Source organism: Jannaschia seohaensis (assembly GCF_900116765.1).
Classification (GTDB): Bacteria; Pseudomonadota; Alphaproteobacteria; order Rhodobacterales; family Rhodobacteraceae; genus Jannaschia; species Jannaschia seohaensis.
The window spans coordinates 48,868-72,260 of the sequence record NZ_UETC01000002.1 but is presented as its reverse complement, the minus strand read 5'-3'; the positions used below and the strand labels follow the sequence as shown (position 1 = coordinate 72,260).

The 23,393-nt window shown below is 67.4% G+C and carries 21 protein-coding genes and 2 pseudogenes; 6 read left to right on the top strand and 17 right to left on the bottom strand.

The features are described from left to right. Positions 1–14: 14 nt before the first annotated feature. The 6 genes from DTQ71_RS05060 to DTQ71_RS05035 all read right to left on the bottom strand — a co-directional run bounded on the left by DTQ71_RS05060 (position 15) and on the right by DTQ71_RS05035 (position 9,260). A complete protein-coding gene (locus tag DTQ71_RS05060; protein WP_109563211.1) occupies positions 15–2,840 on the bottom strand; it encodes a molybdopterin oxidoreductase family protein in 2,826 nt (941 codons plus the stop codon). Next, positions 2,837–3,820 carry a phosphotransacetylase gene (locus DTQ71_RS05055; RefSeq protein ID WP_109563210.1) on the bottom strand — a complete coding sequence of 328 codons (984 nt, stop codon included), beginning with the start codon at positions 3,818–3,820 and terminating at the stop codon, positions 2,837–2,839. Before DTQ71_RS05055 ends, DTQ71_RS05060 begins: the two co-directional genes overlap by 4 nt. A gap of 319 nt (positions 3,821–4,139) precedes the next feature. Beyond that, a complete protein-coding gene (gene xsc / locus DTQ71_RS05050) occupies positions 4,140–5,918 on the bottom strand; it encodes a sulfoacetaldehyde acetyltransferase (RefSeq protein WP_109563209.1) in 1,779 nt (592 codons plus the stop codon). 151 nt (positions 5,919–6,069) lie between these two features. Next, positions 6,070–7,521 carry a MocR-like pyridoxine biosynthesis transcription factor PdxR gene (pdxR, locus tag DTQ71_RS05045; RefSeq protein ID WP_109563208.1) on the bottom strand — a complete coding sequence of 484 codons (1,452 nt, stop codon included), beginning with the start codon at positions 7,519–7,521 and terminating at the stop codon, positions 6,070–6,072. A 30-nt stretch (positions 7,522–7,551) separates the two neighbouring features. Continuing rightward, positions 7,552–7,785: a hypothetical protein gene (locus tag DTQ71_RS05040; RefSeq protein ID WP_146204800.1), complete on the bottom strand. Its 234-nt coding sequence runs from the start codon at positions 7,783–7,785 to the stop codon at positions 7,552–7,554. Positions 7,786–7,862: 77 nt separating this feature from the next. Then, the gene (locus tag DTQ71_RS05035) at positions 7,863–9,260 is read right to left on the bottom strand and encodes an aminotransferase family protein (protein ID WP_109563206.1); all 1,398 of its coding nucleotides are present in this window, start codon (positions 9,258–9,260) and stop codon (positions 7,863–7,865) included. 354 nt (positions 9,261–9,614) lie between these two features. On the opposite strand from DTQ71_RS05035, the gene DTQ71_RS05030 reads away from it, so the two are divergent. From DTQ71_RS05030 to DTQ71_RS05020, 3 genes are all read left to right on the top strand, one after another. Beyond that, positions 9,615–10,625 (top strand): taurine ABC transporter substrate-binding protein, encoded by a 1,011-nt coding sequence (locus DTQ71_RS05030; protein WP_109563205.1) that lies wholly within the window; start codon positions 9,615–9,617, stop codon positions 10,623–10,625. A gap of 75 nt (positions 10,626–10,700) precedes the next feature. Continuing rightward, positions 10,701–11,504, top strand: coding sequence for a taurine ABC transporter ATP-binding protein (locus DTQ71_RS05025; protein WP_109563204.1), 804 nt, complete (start codon positions 10,701–10,703; stop codon positions 11,502–11,504). A 10-nt stretch (positions 11,505–11,514) separates the two neighbouring features. Further along, positions 11,515–12,768, top strand: a complete 1,254-nt coding sequence (locus DTQ71_RS05020; RefSeq protein WP_109563743.1) for an ABC transporter permease — start codon at positions 11,515–11,517, stop codon at positions 12,766–12,768. 123 nt (positions 12,769–12,891) lie between these two features. Here DTQ71_RS05020 and DTQ71_RS05015 read toward each other — a convergent pair whose 3' ends face one another. Then, positions 12,892–13,254 carry a surface lipoprotein assembly modifier gene (locus DTQ71_RS05015; RefSeq protein ID WP_407066394.1) on the bottom strand — a complete coding sequence of 121 codons (363 nt, stop codon included), beginning with the start codon at positions 13,252–13,254 and terminating at the stop codon, positions 12,892–12,894. Between the two features lie 652 nt (positions 13,255–13,906). On the opposite strand from DTQ71_RS05015, the pseudogene DTQ71_RS05010 reads away from it, so the two are divergent. From DTQ71_RS05010 to DTQ71_RS05005, 3 genes and pseudogenes are all read left to right on the top strand, one after another. Then, a pseudogene (locus tag DTQ71_RS05010) lies at positions 13,907–14,356 on the top strand (transposase); the annotation flags it as partial. A 315-nt stretch (positions 14,357–14,671) separates the two neighbouring features. Next, entirely contained in the window at positions 14,672–14,833 is a 162-nt protein-coding gene (locus DTQ71_RS24060) for a hypothetical protein (RefSeq protein WP_245947251.1), read from the top strand. Further along, positions 14,764–15,183: pseudogene (locus DTQ71_RS05005) on the top strand (response regulator); the annotation flags it as partial. The gene DTQ71_RS24060 and the pseudogene DTQ71_RS05005, both read left to right, overlap by 70 nt. Before the next feature lie 264 nt (positions 15,184–15,447). Here the strand turns inward: DTQ71_RS05005 and DTQ71_RS05000 are convergent. The 10 genes from DTQ71_RS05000 to DTQ71_RS04955 form a co-directional block, all read right to left on the bottom strand. Continuing rightward, entirely contained in the window at positions 15,448–16,575 is a 1,128-nt protein-coding gene (locus DTQ71_RS05000) for an ABC transporter ATP-binding protein (RefSeq protein WP_109563202.1), read from the bottom strand. After that, positions 16,515–17,312 carry an ABC transporter permease gene (locus tag DTQ71_RS04995; RefSeq protein ID WP_109563201.1) on the bottom strand — a complete coding sequence of 266 codons (798 nt, stop codon included), beginning with the start codon at positions 17,310–17,312 and terminating at the stop codon, positions 16,515–16,517. Before DTQ71_RS04995 ends, DTQ71_RS05000 begins: the two co-directional genes overlap by 61 nt. Beyond that, positions 17,312–18,142 carry an ABC transporter permease gene (locus DTQ71_RS04990; protein WP_109563200.1) on the bottom strand — a complete coding sequence of 277 codons (831 nt, stop codon included), beginning with the start codon at positions 18,140–18,142 and terminating at the stop codon, positions 17,312–17,314. The genes DTQ71_RS04995 and DTQ71_RS04990 overlap by 1 nt, the downstream gene beginning before the upstream one ends. Before the next feature lie 95 nt (positions 18,143–18,237). Further along, positions 18,238–18,570, bottom strand: a complete 333-nt coding sequence (locus DTQ71_RS04985) for a hypothetical protein (RefSeq protein ID WP_109563199.1) — start codon at positions 18,568–18,570, stop codon at positions 18,238–18,240. A 60-nt stretch (positions 18,571–18,630) separates the two neighbouring features. Then, the gene (gene hmuQ / locus DTQ71_RS04980; RefSeq protein WP_109563198.1) at positions 18,631–18,942 is read right to left on the bottom strand and encodes a heme-degrading protein HmuQ; all 312 of its coding nucleotides are present in this window, start codon (positions 18,940–18,942) and stop codon (positions 18,631–18,633) included. Between the two features lie 118 nt (positions 18,943–19,060). Beyond that, entirely contained in the window at positions 19,061–19,564 is a 504-nt protein-coding gene (rpsI, locus tag DTQ71_RS04975; RefSeq protein ID WP_109563197.1) for a 30S ribosomal protein S9, read from the bottom strand. Positions 19,565–19,569: 5 nt separating this feature from the next. After that, the gene (rplM, locus tag DTQ71_RS04970; RefSeq protein WP_109563196.1) at positions 19,570–20,028 is read right to left on the bottom strand and encodes a 50S ribosomal protein L13; all 459 of its coding nucleotides are present in this window, start codon (positions 20,026–20,028) and stop codon (positions 19,570–19,572) included. A 197-nt stretch (positions 20,029–20,225) separates the two neighbouring features. Further along, positions 20,226–20,864, bottom strand: coding sequence for a LysE family translocator (locus DTQ71_RS04965; protein WP_109563195.1), 639 nt, complete (start codon positions 20,862–20,864; stop codon positions 20,226–20,228). Between the two features lie 7 nt (positions 20,865–20,871). After that, positions 20,872–21,903, bottom strand: coding sequence for an isopenicillin N synthase family dioxygenase (locus DTQ71_RS04960; RefSeq protein WP_245947246.1), 1,032 nt, complete (start codon positions 21,901–21,903; stop codon positions 20,872–20,874). Positions 21,904–21,972: 69 nt separating this feature from the next. Continuing rightward, positions 21,973–23,325, bottom strand: a complete 1,353-nt coding sequence (locus DTQ71_RS04955) for an ATP-binding protein (protein ID WP_109563193.1) — start codon at positions 23,323–23,325, stop codon at positions 21,973–21,975. Positions 23,326–23,393 lie beyond the last annotated feature (68 nt).

The window sequence follows — 23,393 nt, the reverse complement described above, 5'->3', positions numbered from 1 at the left end:
CAGAAGAAGGAGGGTCATTTCACCTCCCAGGCGAGCTTTTGGGGGCCTGCGCCGACCGGGCTCTTCTGGGATCCGGTGTCCGGCTTGGAGCGCAGATCGGCGGGGGGCGCGGTTTTTTCGATCGCCACCTTCAGGTCGAACCACGCCGCCTGGCCGGTGATCGGGTCGGAGTTGGACCAGCGCATCCCGTCCTTCTTGGGCGGCAGAAGCTCGTGGATGAGGTGGTTCAGCAGGAAGCCCTTGTTCGACTCGGGCGCATTGTCGTGGAGCGCCCAGGCGCCGCGGCGCTTGCCGATGGCGTTCCAGGTCCAGACCGTGTTCTCGTTGAGCGCGGGCATATGGGCGACGGGGACGGTGATCTCTCCGTGCGGGGAGGTCACGCGGGCCCAGTCGCCCTCGGCGAAGCTATGCTGCTGCCAGAGCTTGGTCGGGACGTAGAGCGGGTTCATGCCGTGGATCTGGCGCAGCCAGGCGTTCTGCGTGCCCCAGGAATGGTACATCGCCATCGGTCGCTGGGTCAGCGCCGTCACGGTGAACTTGCCCTCGCCATCATGGGCGGCGGTCGGATCCCACCAGATCGGGAGCGGGTCCATCGTGGCCTTCATGCGCTCCCGCAGGTGATCGGGGGGCTGGCGCTCTCCATGGCCCTCGGCGGCCAGCTGGAACTTGCGCAGTGGCTCGCACCAGAGCGTGAAGATGTAGGGGGACGCTTTGTCGTAGAGGCCGATCTCCACGGCCCAGTCCTGATAGGCGGCGTTCCACGGTTTGTAGAACTGCGCGTGCTCGGGGATATGGGCGAGGCAGAAGCCGCCGTTTTCGATATAGCGGTCGAGCTGGTTGGGGTTGACCGCGCCGCGCCCGGTCTCGTCGCCATTGCCGCGCCAGCCCATCAGCGGCCCCACGCCGGGGCGGCGTTCGTGGTTGACGATATAATCGGCGTAATCGGCGAATTTCGGCGTACCGTCTTCCTTCACGAAGCCGGGGAGACCCATCTTGGCGCCGAGTTGGATCAACGCCGTCTGGAAGCCGCGCACGTCGCGATCGGGCTCCACCACGGGCCAGCGGATGGCGTCAGCGGCGGCCTCGGCCTCGCAGATCGGGCGGTCGAGCAGCGAGATGCAGTCGTGGCGCTCCAGATAGGTGGTATCGGGCAGAATGAGGTCCGCATAGGCGACCATCTCCGAGCTATAGGCGTCGGAATAGATGATATGCGGGATCACGTAATCGCCGTTCTCGTCGGTATCCGACAGCATCTTCATCGTGCCGGACGTGTTCATCGACGAGTTCCACGCCATGTTCGCCATGTAGAGGAACAGGGTGTCGATCTTGTAGGGATCGCCCGCATGGGCGTTCGAGATCACCATATGCATCATGCCATGGGAGCTCATGGGGTTTTCCCAGGTATAGGCTTTATCGATCCGCGCGGGGGAGCCGTCTTCCTTCAGGCACAGGTCTTCGGGACCGTGGGTGAAGCCCAGATGAGGGCCGTCGAGGGGCGCGCCGGGCGTGACCTTGCAATGGGGCTTTGGGTGGATCGTCGCGGCCTTGGGGTAGGGCGGTTTGAAGCGGAAGCCGCCGGGGGTCTCGACCGAGCCGATCAGGATTTGCAGCATGTGCAGCGCGCGGCAGGTCTGGAAGCCGTTGGCATGGGCCGAGATGCCGCGCATGGCGTGGAAGCTGACGGGGCGGCCCTTCATCGTCTTGTGGGTGCGGCCGCGGAAATCGGTCCATTCGTGGTCGAGTTCGATCTCCTCCTCGAAGGCGACGCGGGCGATTTCGTTGGCGAGCGCGCGGATGCGGGGGGCGGGGATGCCGACGCGCTCGGCCACGGCCTCGGGGGAGTAGTCGGCGCTGAGATATTTCTCGGCCATATGCGCGAACACCGTCCGGTGCGTCACGCCGTCCTGCTCCCATGTGGCGGTGAGCGAGGGCTCGACCCCTTCGGCGTCGTAGCACCGCACGCGGTTCTCGGCGCGGCACCAGACCAGGGCGTGGCCGTCATCGTCCTTGAGCGGCAGACCTTCGGTCGGCCCGGGGCGCGCATCGATGAGGACGGGCGCGTCGGTGAACTGCGCGAGGTAGTCGAGGTCAATCTTGCCGGCCTTGAGCAGGCAATGGACCAGAGACAGGATCAAGAGGCCGTCGGTGCCGGGCGTCACGCCGAACCAGTCATCAGCCACGGCATTATAGCCGGAGCGGATGGGGTTCACGCCGACGACCTTGCCGCCCAGCGCCTTCATCTTGCCGATGCCCATCTTGATGGGGTTGCTGTCGTGGTCCTCGGCCACGCCGAAGAGGATGAAGAGCTTGGTGCGCTCCCAATCCGGCTGCCCGAACTCCCAGAAGGCGCCGCCCATCGTATAGATGCCGCCCGCCGCCATGTTGACCGAGCAGAAGCCGCCATGGGCCGCGTAATTGGGCGTGCCGAAGGCCTGCGCCCACCAAGAGGTGAAGCTTTGCGACTGGTCGCGGCCGGTAAAGAAGGCGAGCTTGGACGGGTCCTCGCGCCGGATCGGCTCCAGCCAGCTTGCCGCGATGTCGTAGGCCTCGTCCCAGGAGATCGGCTCGAACTCGCCCGAGCCGCGGGGGCCCACGCGCTTCATCGGCTGGCGCAGGCGGGAGGGCGCGTTGTGCTGCATGATCCCGGCGGAGCCCTTGGCGCAGAGCACGCCCTGGTTCACCGGGTGATCACGATTTCCCTCGATATAGGCGACCTTGTCGCCCTTGTCGGTGTGTTTGATGTGGACGTCGATGCCGCAGCGGCACGCGCACATGTAGCAGGTGGTTTTGCGGATCTCGTCGCCCACCTTGGGGGAGAGATTGAGCACGGGCTGGTTCATGGCGTTGCTCCCTTGGTGGCGTCGATCTGCGCCGAGGTGACGGCGATCATGTCGAGGATGTCCTCGGCGGTACAGCCCCGGCTGAGGTCGTTGGCAGGCTTGGCGAGGCCCTGGAGGACGGGGCCGATGGCGGTCGCGCCGCCGATGCGCTGGGCGATCTTGTAGCCCAGATTGCCGGCATCGAGATTGGGGAAGACCATCACGTTGGCGTGGCCGGCGACCGCGCTGCCCGGCGCCTTGGCGGCGCCCACCCCCGCGTCGAAGGCCGCGTCGAACTGAAGCTCTCCATCGACGGCGAAGGGGGCGTCGGCCAGCAGCGCAAGCGCGTCGGTGACCTTGGTCACGCGGGCATGCCTGGCGGAGCCCTTGGTCGAGAAGCTGAGCATGGCGACCTTGGCGGCCTCGCCGAGCAGCGCTTCGGCGGAGGCGGCGGCCTGGGTGGCGATGGCGGCGAGCTCCTCGGGCGACGGGTCGATGACGAGGCCGCAATCGGAGAAGATCAGGCCCGCCCCGGGGCGGGTCGGGTGCGTCTCGGGCAGCACCATCAGGAAGAAGCTGGAGACGAGCGGGGCGCCCGGCGCGGTGCCGATCATCTGGAGCGCGGCGCGCACCGTGTCGGAGGTCGTGGCGACGGCGCCGCCGATGGTGCCCTCCGCGAAGCCCGCGCGGACCATCAGCGCAGCCCAGACCAGCGGGTCCGAGATGGCCGCGGCGGCCTGCTCGTCCGTGGGGGATTTCTTAGCGCGGGCGGCGAGATAGGCGGCGCTCATCGCGTCCCTGCGGGCGCTCTTCGTCGGGTCTTCGAGCGTCACGCCGTCCGGCAGAGCGGTGCCCTCGGGTGCGAGCAGGGTGATACGCGCCAGGCCCTCGGCCACGGCACGGCCGGCGGCCTCCTGCACGCGGGGGTCGGTGCCCTCGGGCAAGACGATGTGATGGCAGGCGGCTTGGGCCCGGGCGCGGAGGGTGTCGAAGAAACTCATTCGCTGTGACCGTCTCGTTTTGGGCTCACGCCGATGGTCCGACCGAGTTCAGCGGGGTGTCGATGGCGGGCACCCGCGCCCAGTCGGATGAGGCTTTGGCCGAAGGGCTGATCTGCGGCGCGGGGAAAGGACCCGCCCGCCGAGCCGGTACGGGGGCGCAAGAGCGGACCTAGCTGGCGCCGAGCAGCCGAAACCGGCCGCCCCGGGACACGGAAATCCAGGCTGGCGGAGACCGGCAGCGGGCCCGTCACCGGCCATTCATTCAGATGTGGCGCGACGAGGGCGGGGGGCTGCCCCCCCGCCCGCGCTGTGATGGCCGTCATTCGGCCGCGTGGGCCATGTCGTCCTTGGAGATGCCCGCCACGCGCACCGGCTTCTTCATCGCGTCGCGACGGAAGGGCTCGCCCAGTTCCTGGTTGAGGATGACCTCGATCAGGGTGGTGGTGTTGTTCTCCATCTGATCCTTGATCGCGGTGTTCAGCGCGTCGGTCAGCTCGTCCATGGTCTTGGCCTGAACGCCCTTGAGGCCGCAGGCCTCGGCGATCTTGGCGTAGCTCACCTTCATGTCGAGCTCGGTGCCGACGAAGTTGTCGTCGAACCAGAGGGTCGAGTTCCGCTTCTCCGCGCCCCACTGATAGTTGCGGAACACGATCTGCGTGATGGCGGGCCATTCCTCGCGCCCGATGGCGGTCAGCTCGTTCACGGCGATGCCGAAGGCGCCGTCACCGGCGAAGCCCACGACCGGGACATCGGGCTTGCCGATCTTGGCGCCGACGATCGCGGGCAGGCCGTAGCCGCAGGGGCCGAAGAGGCCCGGCGCCAGATATTTCCGGCCCTCGTCGAAATCCGGATAGGCGTTGCCGATGGCGCAGTTGTTGCCGATGTCGGAGGAGATGATCGCCTCGCGCGGGAGGGCCTGCTGGATCGCACGCCACGCCTGACGCGGCGACATCCAGTCGGGGCGGGCTTGGCGGGCGCGCTCGTTCCAGCTGGTGCCGGGATCGTCCTGCTCGTGGTCGAGGCTCGACAGCTCCTGTTTCCAGGCGGATTTCGTCTGAGCGATCTTCGCCTTGCGCTCGTCGCGTCCGGCGTCGCCCGCAGAGTCGGAGAGGCCGTTCAGGATGCCGGTCGCGACCTTGGCCGCGTCGCCGACGATGCCCACGGTGACCTTCTTGGTCAGGCCGATCCGGTCGGGGTTGATGTCGACCTGGATGATCTTGGCGTCGGCGGGCCAGTATTCCATGCCGTAGCCGGGCAGGGTGGAGAACGGGTTGAGGCGCGTGCCGAGGCAGAGCACGACATCCGCGTCCTTGATCAGCTGCATGCCGGCCTTCGACCCGTTATAGCCCAGCGGACCGGCAAACAGCGGGTGCGAGCCCGGGAAGGCGTCGTTGTGCTGGTAGCCGACGCAGACCGGCGCATCGAGCCGCTCGGCCAGCGCCATGGAGGCGGCGATCCCGCCCTCGGACAGAACGACGCCCGCGCCGTTCAGGATGACCGGGTTCTTGGCCGAAGACAGGAGTTCCGCCGCCTTGCGAACGGAGTTCTCGCCGCCCGGAGAGACCTCGAATTCGATCGGCTCAGGGATGGTGATGTCGACGACCTGGGTCCAGAAGTCGCGCGGGATGTTGATCTGGGCCGGGCCGGACAGGCGCTTGGCCTTGGCGATGACGCGGGTCAGGACCTCGGCCACGCGGGTCGGGTCGCGGACCTCTTCCTGATAGGCGACCATGTCCTCGAACAGCTTCATCTGCTCGACTTCCTGGAAGCCGCCCTGGCCGATGGTCTTGTTGGCCGCCTGCGGCGTGACCAGCAAAAGCGGGGTGTGGTTCCAGTAGGCCGTCTTCACCGCGGTGACGAAGTTGGTGATGCCCGGGCCGTTCTGCGCGATCATCATCGACATCTCGCCGGTGGCGCGGGTGTACCCGTCGGCCATCATGCCCGCACTGCCCTCATGCGCGCAGTCCCAGAAGGTGATGCCCGCGGCAGGGAAGATGTCGGAAATCGGCATCATGGCCGAGCCGATGATCCCGAAAGCATGGCGGATGCCATGCGCCTGTAGGGTTTTGACGAAGGCTTCCTCGGTGGTCATCTTCATGGCGGTGCTTCCTCCCCGGAGCATATCGAAAATTGAGACCATGAGTCTCATTGGTCGGAGTGTGCCGCAATAATAGGGTCGGGGTCAATGCAGCGTTAGGGCCAGCTTCCAAGCTGGCCTAGGGCCAGTTCGCTCCCCAGAGGGCCTGGACCTAGCCGCCCGCCTCGGCGATGCGGCGCAGACCTTCGGGGATGTCCTCGCGCGCGATCGAGGAATAGGCGAGGCGGTAGCGGTCGCCCGGATCGTCCGCGCCGAAGAATGGACCGCCGGGTTCGATCAGCACACCTCGGTTGCGCAGACGCGCCGCGAGAATCTCGGCGGGCACGTCGCGGCTCTGCATCCAGAAGGAGGAGCCGCCGAAAGTGTTGGCGCCCAGCGCGGTCAGGCCGTGGGCCGCGATGGCGGCTTCGGCGGTCGCGCGCCGCTCGCGGTAGACGCGGGCCATCCGGTGGATCTGCGCGTCGTAATGGCCTTGCTCCAGGAAGTAGGCGGCGGCGCGTTGGAGATGGCCGGGCACGTGCCGCACCAAGAGCGAGCGCAGCGCCCGTGCCTCGGCGATGAAAGGCGCGGAGGCCACGAGATAGCCGAGCCGCAGACCGGGAAAGAGGCTCTTGGCGAAAGAGCCGATATAGATCACCCGACCGGAGCGATCGAGCGACTTGAGCGCCGGGGCCGGGGGCGCGGCGAAGGCCAACTCGAACTCGTAATCGTCCTCGACGATCAGGAAATCGTCGCGGTCGGCGCGGGCCAGCAGCTCTCGGCGGCGGGCGACGGGCATGGTGGCCGAGGTCGGGCAATGGTGGGAGGGCGTGACGAAGACGACATCCGTCTCGGGCGGCACGCTTTCCGGCGGCAGGCCTGCGGCGTCGATCTGCAACGCCACGCTCCGCGCGCCCGAGCGCCCCAGAATGGTGCGCAGCGCGGGATAGCCGGGATGTTCGATGGCCGCCAGGCGATCTTGCGTCAGCAGGATGCGCGACACCATCCAGAGCGCGTTCTGCGCGCCGAGCGTGATGAGCACCTGATCCGGCTCGGCGGCGATGCCGCGGCGGGGCAGGATGTGGCGCACGATCTGCTCCACCAGCAGCGCGTCGTCGCGCCCGTAGCTGTCGGAGGTCGTCGCCTCGAAATCGCGCGCGCCCAGCGCCTGCAAGGCGCAGCGCCGCCAGTTGCGATGGTCGAAGAGCCGCGCATCGGTCTGGCCGTAAATGAACGGATAGCGATAGCTGCGCCAATCCCGCGGCCGCTCCAGGTCGGGGCCGGCGGAGAAGCGGCGGACCATGGCGGCGTTCCAATCCACCCGATCCTCGACCGGGAGGGCGCCGACCGGAAGCACCGGCGGCGTGGGCGCGCTGTCGGACACGAAATAGCCCGAGCGTCCGCGCGAGGTGAGGTAGTCGTTGGCGACGAGTTCGGTATAGGCCAGCGTCACCGTGATCCGGCTGATTCCGAGATGCCGGGCCAGCCCCCGCGATGACGGCATTCGGTCGCCGGGGCGGAAGCGCCCGGAGAGGATGCCGCCGGTCACGATCTCCTGCAACTGCCGTTGCAGCGTGCCGGTGTGACCCGGATCCAGGACGAAACTTTCCGCGGCGATGGCCATGACCGGAGCTATGCGCCCCGGACCCGGCCCTTACAAGTCGTCGGATGTGTCGGTTTCGCCCATCAGCAGCACCAAAGTCGCGAGCGGTGCGGCCATCCCGATCACGTGCAGCCAGATCAGCGTCAGCACGATGGGGCCCAATCCGGCCAGGACCGCGCCCATGCCGATGGGGTCGAGCAGAAGAATCGCTTCGAGCGACACGGTCGAGACGACGACGCCGATGGCCGCGCTGTCGAGAAAGAGGTCGGGCATGGATCTGGCCATGCTGCAAGATTTAGCCCCCTCGACCGTGGGGTCGAGGGGGCCGATCGGTTCAAATCGCCGCAACCGGGCGGTGCCGCTCAGTGGCCGAACACGCGGCCCAGGGCGCCGTCCACGGCCTCGGTGATGGCGTCGATGTCGTCGGGCTTGGCGATCAGCGCGGGGCTGAAGCAGAGCGTGTTGTTTCGCCCCGGGATCGAGCGGTTGGACGCGCCGATGATGACCCCCTGCTTCATGCAGTCGGCCAGGACCGCCTGCACATGGGCTTCTTCGACGGGGGTCTTGGCGTCGCGGTCGCTCACAAGCTCGGCGCCCAGGAACAGGCCCTTGCCGCGCACATCGCCAATGACCTCGTGCTTTTCCATCAACTGGCCGAGATTGCGCAGCATCCGCGCGCCCATCTCCTGGCAGTTCTCCAGGAGCCCTTCGCGCTCGATGATCTCCATGTTGACCAGCGCCGCGGCGGGTCCGGCCGTGCAGCCGCCGAAGGTCGACACGTCGCGGAAATAGTGCAGCTTGTCGGTGGGATCGTCCTTGAACTGCTCGAACACCGCCTCGGTGGTCACCAGGCAGGAGATCGCCGCGTAGCCCGAGGCGACGCCCTTGGCCATGGTCACGAAATCGGGCTTCACGCCGTAATGCTGATAGCCGAACCAGGTGCCGGTGCGGCCGACGCCGCAGACGACCTCGTCGATATGCAGCAGAAGGTCGTATTTCTCGACGATCTCCTGCACGCGCTCCCAATAGCCTTCGGGCGGCACGATGACGCCGCCGCCCGCCGTGATCGGCTCAAGGCAGAGCGCGCCGACCGTGTCGGGGCCCTCGCGCAGGATGACCTCTTCGATGGCATCGGCGGCGGCGCGGCCGTATTCGGCGCCCGAGAGATGCTCCAGCCCCTGTTCGTGGCGGCGATATTCCAGGCAGTGCGGGACCTCGACGAAGCCCGGCGTGAACGGCCCGTAATGGGCGTTCCGCTCCTGCTGGCCGCCGGCCGAGAGGCAGGCGATGGTGGTGCCGTGATAGTCGCGCTCGCGGTAGAGGATCTTGTGCTTCTTGCCGCCATGCTTGCGCGCGCTGATCTGGCGGATCATTTTGAACGCCTTCTCGTTCGCCTCAGAGCCCGAGTTGGCGTAGAAGACCCGGCTCAGGCCCGGCATCTTCGAGATCAGCTTTTCGGCGAACATCGAGCCGGGGATGGAGCCCGCGGTCTGCGCGAAATAGTTCATCTTGACGAGCTGGTCGCGCACGGCGTCCGCGATCTCCTCGCGGCCATAGCCCACATTGACGGTCCAGACGCCGCCAGAGACCGCGTCGAGATGCTCCTTGCCGTGCTGGTCCCAGACCTTCATCCCGCGGCCTTCGACGATGATGCGGGGATCGGTCGTCTCGAGCGCCTTGTGCGGCAGCAGGTGGTGCCAGATATGCGCCCGATCGGCTTCGACGACGGCGCTCAGGTCGTTGGGTTTCAAGTCGTCCATATCATGTCCTCCGGGGGGGGAGCCGCGCAGGCGTGGCTCTGCGGGCGCGATCATCTGCGGATTTGCCGTCTGCGTCCAGCCGGGGATAGGGCCAGGCCTGCGCGGCCCCTAGGTCCAGCCGGCGCCGGGCGGGAGGGCGCCGATCCCGTTCCCGCAAACGGAGCGCGCAGGATTCGGGCGTGTCGCCCTCCGATGCGCCGACGCGGACCGGGTCGGTCCGTCGGATAGGTCCAGCACGCGCTCCCCGGTATATCCAGGCCGCTAGCGGCTTGCACAGCCCCATGTCCCCATGTTCCCGTAAGGGCCAGAGAGGTCGCAGAGCCTCCGAGTACGTTACTCAACGGGAGAGATCGAATGAAACTCAAGTCCAAGTTGCTTGGTGCGGTCGCCGCCGGTGCGATGCTGTCTGGCGCTCAGGTCGCGCTGGCCGATGCGCATATCGACGAGATCACCGTCGCCTACTTCCTGGAATGGCCGATGCCCTTCCAATACGCGAAGGTGAACGGCACCTACGAAGAAGAGATGGGCGTCGGTATCAACTGGGTCGCCTTCGACACCGGTACCGCCATGTCGGCGGCGATGGCCTCGGGCGATGTGCAACTCGCCGTCAGCCAGGGCGTGCCGCCCTTCGTCGTCGCGGCCTCGGCGGGCCAGGACCTCAAGATCGTGGACGTGGCGGTCAGCTACTCGGACAACGACAACTGCGTCGTCGCCGAGGCGCTGGAGATCGACAAGGACACGACCGCCGATCTCGAAGGCAAGCGCGTCGCCGTGCCGATCGGGACCGCCGCCCATTACGGCTTCCTCAGCCAGATGAACCATTTCGGCGTCGACGTCACGACGATGGAAGTGGTCGATATGGCCCCCGCGGAAGGCGCCGCCGCGCTCGCGCAGGGCTCGCTCGACATGGCCTGCGGCTGGGGCGGCGCGCTGCGACGCATGAAGGAGCATGGCAACGTCCTGCTGACCGGCGCCGAGAAGGAAGAGCTGGGCATCCTGGTCTTCGACGTGACCTCGGCCCCCGCCGACTTCGTCGCCGAGAACCCGGATCTGGTCGCCAAGTTCTTGAAGGTGACCGCCGACGCCAACGCGATGTGGAACTCGGGCGAGAACACCGAAGAGATGCTGGCCGTGATCGCCGAAGACGCGGGCATGGAGCTTGAGGCCACGCGCGACACGATCGCCACCTTCGTCTTCCCCTCGGTCGAGGCGCAGCTGAGCGAGCGCTGGCTGGGCGGGGCCGCGCAGAACTTCATGAAGGGCGTGGCCGGTGTCTTCGCCGAGGCGGGCTCCATTCCCGCCGCGCTGGAGACCTATGAGGACGCGGTCGATACCGGGCCTCTGGCGGCGACGCAGGGCATGTGAACCCAACCGATGCGACGGGCCGGGGCGCGCGAGGGCGCCCCGGCCCAGCAGACCAGACCGGGGCAGGGGGACAGGATGACCGGACTTAAAATCGACGACGTGTCGATGCGCTTTGACCTGCCCAATGGCAGCTTCGTACAGGCACTCAAGAACGTGACGCTCGATCTCAAGGCGGGCGAGCTGATGAGCGTACTGGGCCCATCGGGCTGCGGAAAGACGACGCTTCTCAATATCGTGGCCGGATTTCTCGCGCCGACCGAGGGGCAGATTGTGCTCAACGGCCACAAGGTCACGGGCCCCGATGCCGAGCGCGGCATGGTCTTTCAGCAAGGCGCGCTGTTCGAATGGATGAGCGTGCGCGAGAATGTGGAATTCGGCCCCCGCATGGCCGGCGTACCCCTGGAGGAGCGCCGAAAGACCTCCGACCGCCTGCTGGAGATCACCGGCCTCGGCGCCTTCAAGGAGAAGGCGATCTACGAACTCTCCGGCGGGATGCAGCAGCGCGTGGCCCTGGCCCGCTGCCTCGCCAATGAGCCGGACGTGATTCTGATGGACGAGCCGCTGGGCGCGCTGGACGCGTTGACCCGCGAGAAGATGCAGGGGCTGGTGCTGAAGCTCTGGAAGGAGACCGGCAAGACCATCATCCTCATCACCCATTCGGTCGAGGAGGCGCTCCTCCTGGGGGAGCGGCTGCTGGTGATGGCGCCGCGCCCGGGCCGCATCCACAAGGAATACCGACTGCCCTTCGCCGAGATGGGCGTCGATCAGGACCTGCGCGAGGTCAAGAAACACCCGGATTTCGGCCAGAAGCGGGAGGAGATCCTTTCGATGATCTGGGAGATGGAAGAGGAAATCATGGGCCGGACGGAGAACGCCTGACATGACCGGTATCATCCTGCTTGCTCTCTATATCGCCCTCTTCGTCGGCGCGATGCTGATCGTCGGCGTCCTCACCCGGGGTCGCCAGCGCAAGGACTTCACCTCGCTCAAGACCGTCACCTTCGGCGATGAGAGTGCGGTGCGCCCCAATCGCGCGGCCTCGATCATCTCGGTCGTGGTGATCTTTCTGCTCTGGGGCGCATTCACCGGCTCCAAGCTGGTCCCGATCCACGTCCCCGGCCCGTTCCTGGGGGAGACGAGCTTCTCCTACACCGCCCAGGATGCGAGCGGGGCGACCGATGACGCCATCGTCACCATGCTGGTCCACCCGCTGGGCGAAGATCCGGAGACGCCTGAGATCGAGCCGGGGGATGGCTTCGCCAAGAACGACGTGACGCTGATTCCGGCCTACCGCTCCGAACTCGTTCGCGCCGCGCGCAACGACGAGGGCGAGGAGGTCCGTGTCATCGCCGTCGAGGGCCAGCCCATCGAGCCGGGCATGACCGTCACCTTCTCCGATGGCGAAGTGACGATGACGCCGCGCGGTTCGCTCAACGTCTCGCCCGCGCGGGGCTTCCAGATGGAGGAGATCTGGCTGCCCTCTCCCGAAAGCGTGGTCGGCTCGCTCTTCGATATCGCGGCGAACGGGTTCCAGAACGTGACCCTTTGGGAGCATCTGTTCTATTCGCTGATGCGCGTCCTTGTGGGCTTTGCCTGCGGCGCCCTGGTCGGCATCCCGCTGGGCTACGCCATGGGCCTGAACGACTGGTTCCGCGGATGGTTCGACCCGATTGTGGAGTTCATGCGCCCGGTCCCGCCGCTAGCGCTGATCCCGCTGGTCATCATCTGGTTCGGCATCGGCGAGACGGGCAAGATCGTGCTGCTCTTCCTGGCCGCGCTCTGGATCATGGCGATCGCGGCACGGGCGGGGGTCTCGGGGGTGAACATCACCAAGGTCCACGCGGCCTATTCGCTGGGCGCCTCCAAATGGCAGATCCTGCGCTACGTCATCATCCCCAACTCCCTGCCCGAGATCTTCACCGGCGCGCGCGTCGCCATGGGCGTCTGCTGGGGCACGGTCGTCGCCGCCGAACTGGTCGCCGCGCAGCAGGGGGCGGGCATGATGATCATCGCCGCCTCCAAGTTCCAGATGACCGACGTGGTCCTGATGGGGATCATCCTGATCGGCATCATCGGCTTCGGCATCGACATCCTGATGCGCAAGGCCGAGAACTGGCTGGTGCCGTGGAAGGGGCGGAGCTGACGCGAGGCGCTCTGCCACGCGGCTCGGGTTTCATCTTGCCGAAAATACCTCGGGGGTCCGGGGGCTGGCCCCCGGTCCCGTCCTCTCGGCAGGCGCGGCTCGACCCGAGACGCGCCACCGCTCTCAGAACCGCCGCGTGAGCGTGATCGCCGCGCGGTCGGTCTCGTAGCGTTGGAGCGGGATGGTGCTCTCCTGCCGTTCCTGCGCAATTTCCAGGACGGGCGGGAAGCCCATCAGCTTCAGCCGCGAATGCAAGGCGCGGAGGGTGAGGATGGCGCGCGCGTCCTTCTGCACGACGGTGAAGAAGCCAACCGCCGCGTCCCGCCAGGTCCGCGTCCGAGTGACCGTCGCGCCCAAGGAGAGCCCGCCGCGAATGCGATGGTCGATGCCCACCGCCTGGTTGCCCGTGATCAGGCTGGAGCCCTCGGCCCGCGCGTCCCGCCGCGTAGAGCTCAAGGCGACGGAGAGGCGGGTGGCCGGGGTCAGGGCGTGGGAATAGCCCAGGGCGAGCCCCGCAGCGCCGCTTCCAGCCGCTCATGCCTGAGGCGGCGTGGCGGCCTGCGGTCGTGCGCAGGACGGTCGTGTCCGCCAGCTTGCCGAAGCGGGCCGCGTACTCGATCCAGGTGCCAAGGAAACTGCCACGGTGCGCGCTCAGCGCCCATTGGTGGCCAAAGCTGCCCAGGACCGTGAACGACCGGCTCGACTTGCCCGCGGCCGCAGGCCCGACCTCCACGGGAAACCCGTTCCCGAGGATGAAGCCGGTGGAGCTGCGGGCTGGGTTCGTTTCGGGCTGGACCGCGAAGGAGAGCGACCGCTCCCACCGGGTGCGCAGAGGCAGCCCCGCCAGCAGGCCGTTCACCGTCTCACGCACCTCGACGGGCAGTTCGCAGCCCCGGGCCTGTGCCAGGTGAAACGGAGCGCGCGCGCCCTCACCGAGTTGCAGCAGCACCGTGGCGACTCCCAGCCGGTAGGGGCGTTGCCGAGTTGGTGGGAGACGAGGATCTCCCGCAGCGGAAGGGCCTGTGCAAACTGACCTGCACACACGAACTCCCCGGCCGAAACACCGCGCGCCTCGTCCGCCCGGGCCTACCCCACGGGCGCCTAGGCAAGCAGTAGCGCGAGGCTCGAGGCATGGATGAACGCGCCCCGCGCCTCCGTGACGGATCCTGATGCTCGCCTTTACGAGAAGGCGCCGGGCGCCGCGGCGATGCTGTGATGCATGGGGCATAGGCTGATGGAAAATCGCAACGGCCTTGTCGTGCAGGCGAAACGGACCCGCGCCGACGGCCATGGTGAGCGCAAGGCGGCGCCGAGACGAGCAATCGGCACGCCCCGGGGTCGGCCCGGCGCCTGATGCTTGGAGCAGATAAGGGATACGACAGCGCTGACTTCGTCGCCGCGCTCAGACGGATGGTCGTAACGCCGCATGTCGCGCAGAAGGCTCGACACTCCGCCATCGATGGGCGGGCCACCCAGCCTCCCGGCTCCTCCTTGTTCCTGCGGCGCCGGAAGAAGATCGAGGAACCCTTCGGCTGGACCAAGACCGTGGGCGGCCGGCCGGGCACAGACCGTTCATCGCGGCCTCGACTGGGCGCGCGCAGGTCACGGGGACCAGGGCGGCTTGAAGCCTTGTCAGGTGACGGGGAACGCGCTGCGCCATAGCGGCACGACGTGGGTCTCGGTCGCGCTGTCGGTCGAGGCCGGGATGCTCCGCCTGCTGGTCTAAGATGACGGCAACGGGATCGATCCGACCGCGCCGCGCGGAAAGGGCCTGGGGAACCTCCGGGCGCGGGCGCAGGATGCGGGCGGGACGCTGACCCTGGCCACGGGCGAGGCGGGGACCCGCGTGGATGCGCGGCTGCCGCTCGAGGGGCCCCTGCGCCGCGCGGCGGAGGCCTGCGCCATGCGCCGCGTCGTCTTGGTGGAAGACGTGGCCGAGACCCGGGCCTGGCTGCGGGATGTCATCCGGGAGACGTTCCCCGGGTGCGAGGTGGATTGCGCCGCGACGATGGCGCGGGGCGTCAGGCGCTGGCCACGCCTTGCGATCTGTTGGTCGTCGACCTGAACCTGCCGGACGGGAACGGCGCGACCCTGCTGCGCGAAGTAAAAAAGGCGGCCCCGTGCACGACCTGCGTCTTGGCGACGGTGATGTCGGACGATGTGAAGCTGGTGGCGGCGCTCTCCGCGGGGGCGGATGGCGACCTTCTGAAGGAGACGGATGGGGCGCTGCTGGTGCACCAGCTGCGGCAGATGATGCACGGCCTCCTCGCCCTGTCGCCGCCCATCGCGCGGCGCATCATGGAGCATTTCCGCCGGACCGGGCCGATGGAGGCGGAAGTGCAACTGACCGAGCGGGAGAAGCACGTGCTCGCGTTAATCGGACGGGGCCTGCGGACCGCGGAGGCGGCGCGCGACCTTGGGTTCGCCGAGACCACGGCGGCCGGGCATATCAAGGCGATCTACCGGAAGCTGGGATCTCCAGTCGGGCCGATGCGGCGCGACACGCGACCCGATTGGGATTGCGCGAGGAGTGAGCGCCGTCTCGTGATCGCCCCAGTGGGGCAGGGCGCAAACGGTCGGAGCCCAAGCCGTCTCGTGGGCGCCCAACCGGGCGGGGCGCGCACGGGGCCGCGCCTCGGCAGCGGGCGCGGGGTGAGCGGTCGCAGCGGGCCCTGTGCCTCAGCCGAACAGCGACACCGCACCGGGCGACCAGGCGAGGCGCGCTTCGGTGCCGACCTCCAGCACCGGGCGGCCGAAGACGTTGCGCATCGAGACGCGCACCGGATCGGCCGCGCCCACGAGGCGGATGTCGTAATAGGTCATGTCGCCGTAATAGACGACCTCGGTCACGACGCCCTCAGCCTCGCGATCGGAGGCCTTTTCTCCGGGGAAGAGCAGCGTCACGGTCTCGGGGCGGAACCCGGCGACGCAGTCTCCATCGGTGTCTCCGTTGGATTGCAGCGCATTCAATGGCATCCGGCCCAGCCCGGCCACGGCCACCTCGTCCCCCGCCACCTGGGCGGGAAGGAAGTTCATCGTCCCGATGAACTCCGCCACCCGGCGGGAGACGGGGCGGCGATAGAGGGCCTCCGCCTCGGAAACCTGCGCGACGTCGCCCTCGAACATGACGGCGATCCGGTCGGACATGACCAGCGCCTCCTCCTGGTCGTGGGTCACGAGGATGAAGGTGATGCCGACCTGCCGTTGAAGGCGCATCAACTCGACCTGCATCTGCTCGCGCATCTTCTTGTCGAGCGCCGAGAGCGGCTCGTCCAGCAGCAGAACGCGCGGCTTGAGCACCAAGGCGCGGGCCAGCGCCACGCGCTGCCTCTGCCCGCCCGAGAGCGCATAGGCCGCGCGGGCGCCGTAGCCGCCAAGGCCCACCATCTCCAGCGCCTCGCCGACGCGCGCGGTCTTCTCAGACTGGCTGCCGGGCAGCTTGCGCAGGCCGAAGCCCACATTCTGCGCCACCGTCAGATGCGGGAAGATCGCGTAGGATTGGAACACCATATTGGTGGGCCGCTTGTTCGGCGGCACGTCGGTCATGTCCTGCCCGGCGATGGTCACGGTGCCCTTGGACACGCCCTCGAACCCCGCGATGGTGCGTAGCAGCGTGGTCTTGCCGCAGCCCGACGGGCCCAGCAGCGAGAAGAACTCCCCCTGGCCGATATCTAGGTCGATGCCGCGCAACGCGTGGTAGTCGCCGTAGTATTTCTCGATGCCTTTCAGGCGGATCAGCGGTTCCTTCACAGGAAACCTCCCTTGTCGGCGACGCCCGCGCGGGCCAGGCCCCGGCGGCGGTTCCATTCGGCCAGCACCAGCAGTGAGACCGACACCACCATCAGGATCGTGCCCAGCGCCATCACCACGGGGATGAGCCGCGGAAAGCGCAGGAGCGACCAGATATAGACGGGCAGGGTCGGGTCGGAGCCGGTGAGGAAGAAGGCAATGATGAACTCGTCCAGCGAGATGGTGAAGCAGATCAGCAAGGCCGCCACGATGCCGGGCATGATCAGCGGCAGCGTGATCAGGCGGAAAGTCTCGGGGCGGGAGAAGCCGAGGTCGATGGCGGCCTCCTCCAGCGAGGGATCGAGGGATTGGAAGGACGCGTTGAGGATCGCCACCGCGAAGGGCGTGCAGATCAGGACATGGGCCGCCACCACCGTCCAGAGCGACAGATCGAACCCCAGGATGCGGACCGCCACCACCAGAAGCGAGACCGCGACGATGATCTCAGGCAGCACGAGCGGCAGCATGATCAGGCCCATCGCCGCCGCCTTGCCCGGGAATTTGTAGCGGATATTCGCCCGAGCCGCCGCTATGCCGAGGAGGACCGCCAGGACCGACGAGGCCCCAGCCACCAGCAGCGAATTGACCAGAGCCGCGTGCAGCTCCGAATTGGTCCAGAGCTCTGCGAACCACTTGGTGGTGAAGCCATCCAGCGGAAAGGCGATGACCGTGCCGTCGTTGAAGGCGAAGACCGGCAAGAGCAGGATCGGCGCGTAGAGGAAGATCAGGAAGGCTATGGTATAGGCTCTGAGCATCAGCGCGCCCCCCCGAGCCGCCGCGTGATCCAGACCAGCGCCAGCGCGATCACCGTCACCGTCGCCATGGCTACGATGCTGAGCGTCGCTCCCATCGGCGCGTCATTGAGCCCGCCGAAATGCGCCTGGATCAGATTGGCGATCATGGTGCCCTGGGAGCCGCCGACCTGCGCGGGCGTGACGTAGTCTCCGACCGTCGGGATGAAGACGATCAGCACGGCGGCGATCACGCCGGGCAGGGCGAGGGGCAGGGTCACGCGGAAGAAGGTGGTGAAGGCGGTCTCGCCCAGATCGCGAGAGGCCTCCAGCAGGCTGCGGTCGATCTTTTCCAACGCGACGAAGATCGGAAGGATGGCGAAGGGCGCGAAGGCATGGCTGAGCGTCAGAACCACAGCATTGGCATTGTAGAGAAGGAAGGTCAGCGGCTCGTCGATGATTCCGATGCCGGTCAGGGCCGAGTTGATGACGCCGTTGTAGCCCAGCATCACCTTCCACAGGAAGATGCGCAGCAGGTAGCTGGTCCAGAACGGGATGGTGATCAGAAAGAGCCAGAGCGACTTGCGGTCGGGCCGAACATGGAAGCTGACGTAATAGGCGACCGGAAACGCCAGGAGGACGGTCAGCAGGGTGACCGAGCCGGAGATCACGAGGGACCGGCCCAGAATCGTCCGATAGAGCGGATCGGTGGCGACCTCGACATAATTGGCCAGGGTCGGCGTCCGGTCGATGGTCAGATAGTCCTGCGTCCAGAAGCTGAACAGCAGGACCGCGCCCAGCGGCAGCGCCAGCAGCGCGAGCGCATAGATGAGCGGCGGGGCGATCAGCACCATGCCGCGTCGTGTCTCTTGATCCAAAGGCACCCCCGGTTTGCTGCTCTAGAGTTGCGCCGGGCGCGAGCGGGGGCAAGCGGATTGCGTGGTTCCGCTCACGATTTGCGCGGCGGGAGAACCGGCTCGGCGCGCAAGGACGGGACATCGCCTCGTCGGCCCTTCCGGCCCTCCTCGGCCGGGGGCGGGCGCCGCTCGGCCAGACGGCGCAGGGCGGCCGTGTCGCGGGCGGTCGAGAGCTGCGCGTTTGCCCCGACCGAGAGCGCGACCACCAGCAGGCCACCTAGAAGTATGCCGCCGCCCGTGCCCACGAGCACATGATCCAGCCCGTAGAACGTCAAGCCGCGCCACGCGATCCAGCCGCCGAACGCTATCATGAACCAGCCGGCCACCAGCGTGATGAAGAGCGCGATGCGGGAGAACACGAACATGGGTCCGACATGAGGCCCCGCATCCCGCGGTGCAAGGCCGGGCGCCCGGGCGCGGCGGCCTTAGGCGATGGACTGCACGCTCTCGAAGACCTCCAGCACCGGCGGGCCGTCATACATGTCGGCATGGCTGCCCGCGCCGCGATGGGCCGCGCGGAAGGCTTCCGAACGGGTCCAGGCCTCGAAGGCGGCGCGGTCGCGCCAGGCGGTGTGGCTGGCATAGAGGCGGATGCCGTCCGCGGCCTCTCCCTTGAGGAGGTGGAAGCTCTCGAACCCGTCGACCGATTTCAGATGCGAGTCGCGGCTTTGCCAGACCTCTTCGAAGGCCGCCTCCTGGCCTTCCCTAACGCGGAAACGGTTCATGGTCAGATACATCGCGGGCCTCCGAGTTCCTGTCCGCAGGATTTGACCGGAAAGCGGGGGGCGCCACAACCGCCCCGGCAACGCAAAAGGGCCGCCCGGATGGGCGGCCCTTGTCTCGATCGGTCTCGGCTCAGCGCTTGGAGAACTGGAAGCTCTTGCGGGCCTTGGCCTTGCCGTACTTCTTGCGCTCGACGACGCGGCTGTCGCGGGTCAGGAAGCCCGCGGCCTTGAGCGGCGCGCGCAGGCCGGGTTCGTAGAGTTGCAGCGCCTTGGAGACACCGTGCTTCACCGCGCCGGCCTGGCCCGAGAGGCCGCCGCCCTTGACGGTGGCGGTCACGTCGAACTGGCCTTCGCGGTCGGTGATCTCGAAGGGCTGCTTGAGGATCATTTGCAGCACGGGGCGGGCGAAGTACTTGTTGATGTCCTTGCCGTTCACCGTGACCTTGCCGGAGCCCGGCTTGATCCAGACGCGGGCGACCGCGTCCTTGCGCTTGCCGGTCGCGTAGGAGCGGCCCAGCTCGTCGCGGACGGGCTCACGCGGGGCGGAGGTGTCGAGGAGCACATCTTCGCCCGTGGCGGCGGAGGTGTCGACGGCGCCCTTGAGCTCTTCGAGGGAGTTGAGTTGTTCGGCCATCGCTGTCAGCTCCGGGTATTCTTGGAGTTCATGGACTTGACGTCCAGCACTTCGGGGGACTGCGCCTCGTGCGGGTGCTCGGCGGAGGCGTAGACGCGCAGGTTGGTCATCTGTTGGCGGCTCAGCTTGTTGCCGGGCAGCATGCGCTTCACGGCCTGCATGACGACGCGCTCGGGATACTTGCCGTCCAGGATCTGGCCGGTCGTGCGGGACTTGATGCCGCCCGGATAGCCGGTGTGCCAGTAGTTTGGCTTGTCGCGCTTCTTGCCCGTCAGCTGCACCTTGTCGGCGTTGATGACGATGACGTTGTCGCCCATGTCCATGGACGGCGTGAAGGTCGGCTTGTGCTTGCCGCGGAGGCGGGTCGCGACGATCGAGGCGAGGCGGCCCAGAACGACGCCTTCGGCGTCGATCAGGATCCACTTCTTCTCGATCTGGTCGGGGGTCATGGTGAAGGTCTTCATGCCTTGCCCTTGATCTGATCGGTGAACGTGACGGCGAGGCTCGGGCCCCGGAGATGGCGCGCTTATAAGCAGGGTTTGCGCAGTGTCAACGGGCATCGGCTTGGCAAAGCGCTGGTAAAACAGTGCCTTGAATGTGGGGTTTTATTTTACCCCATATCGCGTGCCCGCCCGGACAGGGCGGGAGCGCCTCCCATCGACTAGATCAGGCCGAAATGGAGGTTCGCGGCGATGGCGAGGAGCGCCAGCCCCCCCATCCAGCCGAGGGCGAGACGGGCCCTGTGGCTCCGCCGCAGCCAAGCGGCCGTGCTCCCGCCCATCCAGGCCACCACCAGATCCGACGGGACGGCCGTGAGCGGCACGAGCGCGCCCAGAACCAGGAGTTGCAGCCAGGCCGGTCCGGCCTCCGGCTGGACGAAAGGGGGCAGGAACAGCGCGAAGAACAGGACCGTCTTCGGGTTCAGCACCTCCACCCAGATCCCTTGCCAGAGAATGCGACCCGGAGACGCCGCCGACATGGGCTGCGCCACCAGGTCCGAATCGGCGGTCGCGTGGGCCTCCCGGATCAGGCCGACGCCCAGCCATACGAGATAGACCGTCCCGGCCACCCGGAGCGTGGGGACGATCCAGTCCACCGCCGCAAAGAGCGCGGCGAGGCCGAGCGCCGTGGCGATGGCCAGCGCCACGCCGCCGAGCGCGAGCCCCACCGCCGAGGCCAGCCCGGCGACGCGGCTTTGTCCGACGCTGCGCGACAGAACGTAGAGCATGGAGGGGCCGGGGGTCGATGACAGGGCCAACCCCGCCAGCATGACAGCAAAAATCGTGTCGAGTGAGGGCATAAAAAAATCAGTCGGGCCTAGCTTCGGCCGCCGCGGCGGCGCGGATGCGATCTTCGAATGGGTTGGTCACGGGGCCTTCATTTACCCCAGACCTAGCCTGCGCGCGCAGATAGGGGAAGTCGCGGCGCAACATTCGTTCCAGATGGTCGCCCGCCCGGAAGGGCGGATAGCGGCTGGCACATCCCGCATCGACGAGGCCGGGCAGGGGGGCGATCTCGGTGTCGTAATCGGCGGAAACGAAATAGGGCATCGAAAACCGCTCGGGCCGCAGGTTGAGCACGCGATGCGGTGTCGAGCGGAACAGGCCGTTCGTCCAGGCCTCCAGCATGTCCCCGATATTCACCACCAGGACGCGCGGATCGACGGGCACGTCGATCCATGCGCCGGATTCGGTAAGAACCTGCAACCCCTCGTTGCGCGTGTGCAGCAGCGTCAGGCATTCGTAATCGGTATGGGCGCCCATGTTGACGCTTTTGGCGTCGCGGGTGCCGGCGGCGCGCACATAGTGAAGCAGGCGCAGCTGCGACATCGGATTGCGCATCCGCGAGGTGATGGCGCCCGCCGGCACCCGGAGGTGCAGCTCCAGCAGTTGACAGAGATCCTGCCCTAGCGCGGCGACCTGATCGTGGTAGGCCGAGACGGCCTTGCGGAACTCCGCGTCGTCGGGCCAGACATTGGGGCCGCAGAGAAGCCGGCCCGGTACATAGCCGGGGTCGTTCCTGGACCCGTCATGGCCCAGATCGAACGCCTCATAGGAGCGGTGCACCTCGTCCGGGTAGTCGCCTTTTTCCGTGAACGGCACATAGCCGCGATGATTGGGGGAATGGCCGATATACCAGCGCCGCTTTTCCGCGTCCGGCCGCGCGAAAAAGCGGCGCGCCGCGCCATAGGCCGCCTCGATGGTCTGAAGCGCGATGCCATGCCCCTTGATCCGGAAGAATCCCGACGTGCGCGCCGCGTTGCCCAAGCGGTCGCCCAACTCTCGCCTGGCCACCGGATCCTGCAAGCGGCGCGCGCTTACATCGATGAGCGGGGGCACGCCGGCGGGCTCGGTGCACTCAACTGCCTGGCCCTTCGATGCAGGGAGCCGGGGGCTCGGGTGCATGTTTCAGCCTCCGGGATCGGCGGTGACCGCGGGAAACCAAAGGCTGACCGTGGCCCCGCCCGCCTCGTTGGTCCGCACCGCCACGTCGCCGCCGCTTTGTCGCATGAACCCCTTCACCATCGAGAGACCGAGGCCCGAATTCTCGGCGACCGATTTCGTGGTGAAGAACGGGTCGAAGACCCGGTCGAGCAGCTCGTCCGCGATGCCGTTGCCCGTGTCGATCACGTCGATGCGGACGTAGCGCCCGGGGAGCAGTTCCGTCGGCGCGACCACGCCGCCAACGGGAACGAAGATCGGAATGGCTTCGATTCGGACGGGGGCCGCGCTCCGGGCCGCCTTGGTCGCCTGCACCGCGTTCATCAGCACGTTGACCAGGGCGACCTCGGCGGCCGCGCGATCGGCGCGTACGGGCCACACCCCCGTAGCGATCTCCGCCTCGAAGCGGTCGCCATCCGACATGGCGTTGCGCGCTCCCTCGATCAGCTGAGTGATGTCGAGGGTCTGCGGCGACAGCGCGCTGCGGCGGGAGAAGGCCAGCATGTCGCGGATCAACTGGGCGCCAGCCTGGGTGGCCGCGCGCGCTTGCGCCACTGCTTCGGCGGCATTCTCGGACAGGCCCTCGGCCTCGGCCAGTTCGAGATGCCCGCCCACGGCGGTGAGCGTATTGTTGAACGCATGGGCGAAGCCGCCCGTCAGCCGTCCGATCGCTTCGAGCCGCCGCGCCTCGAAGAGCTCCGCCTCGAGCTTGCGGCGACGCTCCGTCTCGTCGGCCAGTTGCGAATGGGAGCGGACCAGCGCGCGGTAGCGCTCCGCCGAGACCTCGGCCTCGCGCAGCAATTCCAGCTTGGCGCCCGTCATCGCCGCGACCGTGGTCAGGATTTCAAGCTCGGCCACGCCGAAGGCGTACGGCTCGGGATGTTCGCTGTCGAGCACGCCGACGACCCGACCGTCTGACAGGATCGGCACGCTGATCTCCGAGCGGGCAGGGGCGGTGTCCAGGATGTAGTCCTGATCCGCGATGAGATCGTCCACGATGACCGGCTGTCCGGCCTGTGCGCAGCGCCCGGTGATGCCGTGGCCGATCTGGATCCGCAGTGGGTTGATGATCGTCCGGTCATGGGGGTTCTTGTCGCCGAGCGCGGCCGCTTGCACCAACTCGCCCCGGGCCTCGTCCAGGCGATAGACGACGCAATCGACGAAGTTGAGCCGTCCCACGACTTCGCGGGCGATATGCCAAAAGAGGTCCTCCGCCGAGCGGATCGATATCAGGTCAACGGCAAAAGCATTCAGTGTGCGCAGCGTCGCCTTCTCGTCGAGAGACGGTTGTCCGCGGCACTGGTTTTGACCCATCAACATCGCATTTCCTCCCGCACCGCCACATAGTTACATATCGGAAGTCGAGGAATAGGCAAAGAAATGAGCCT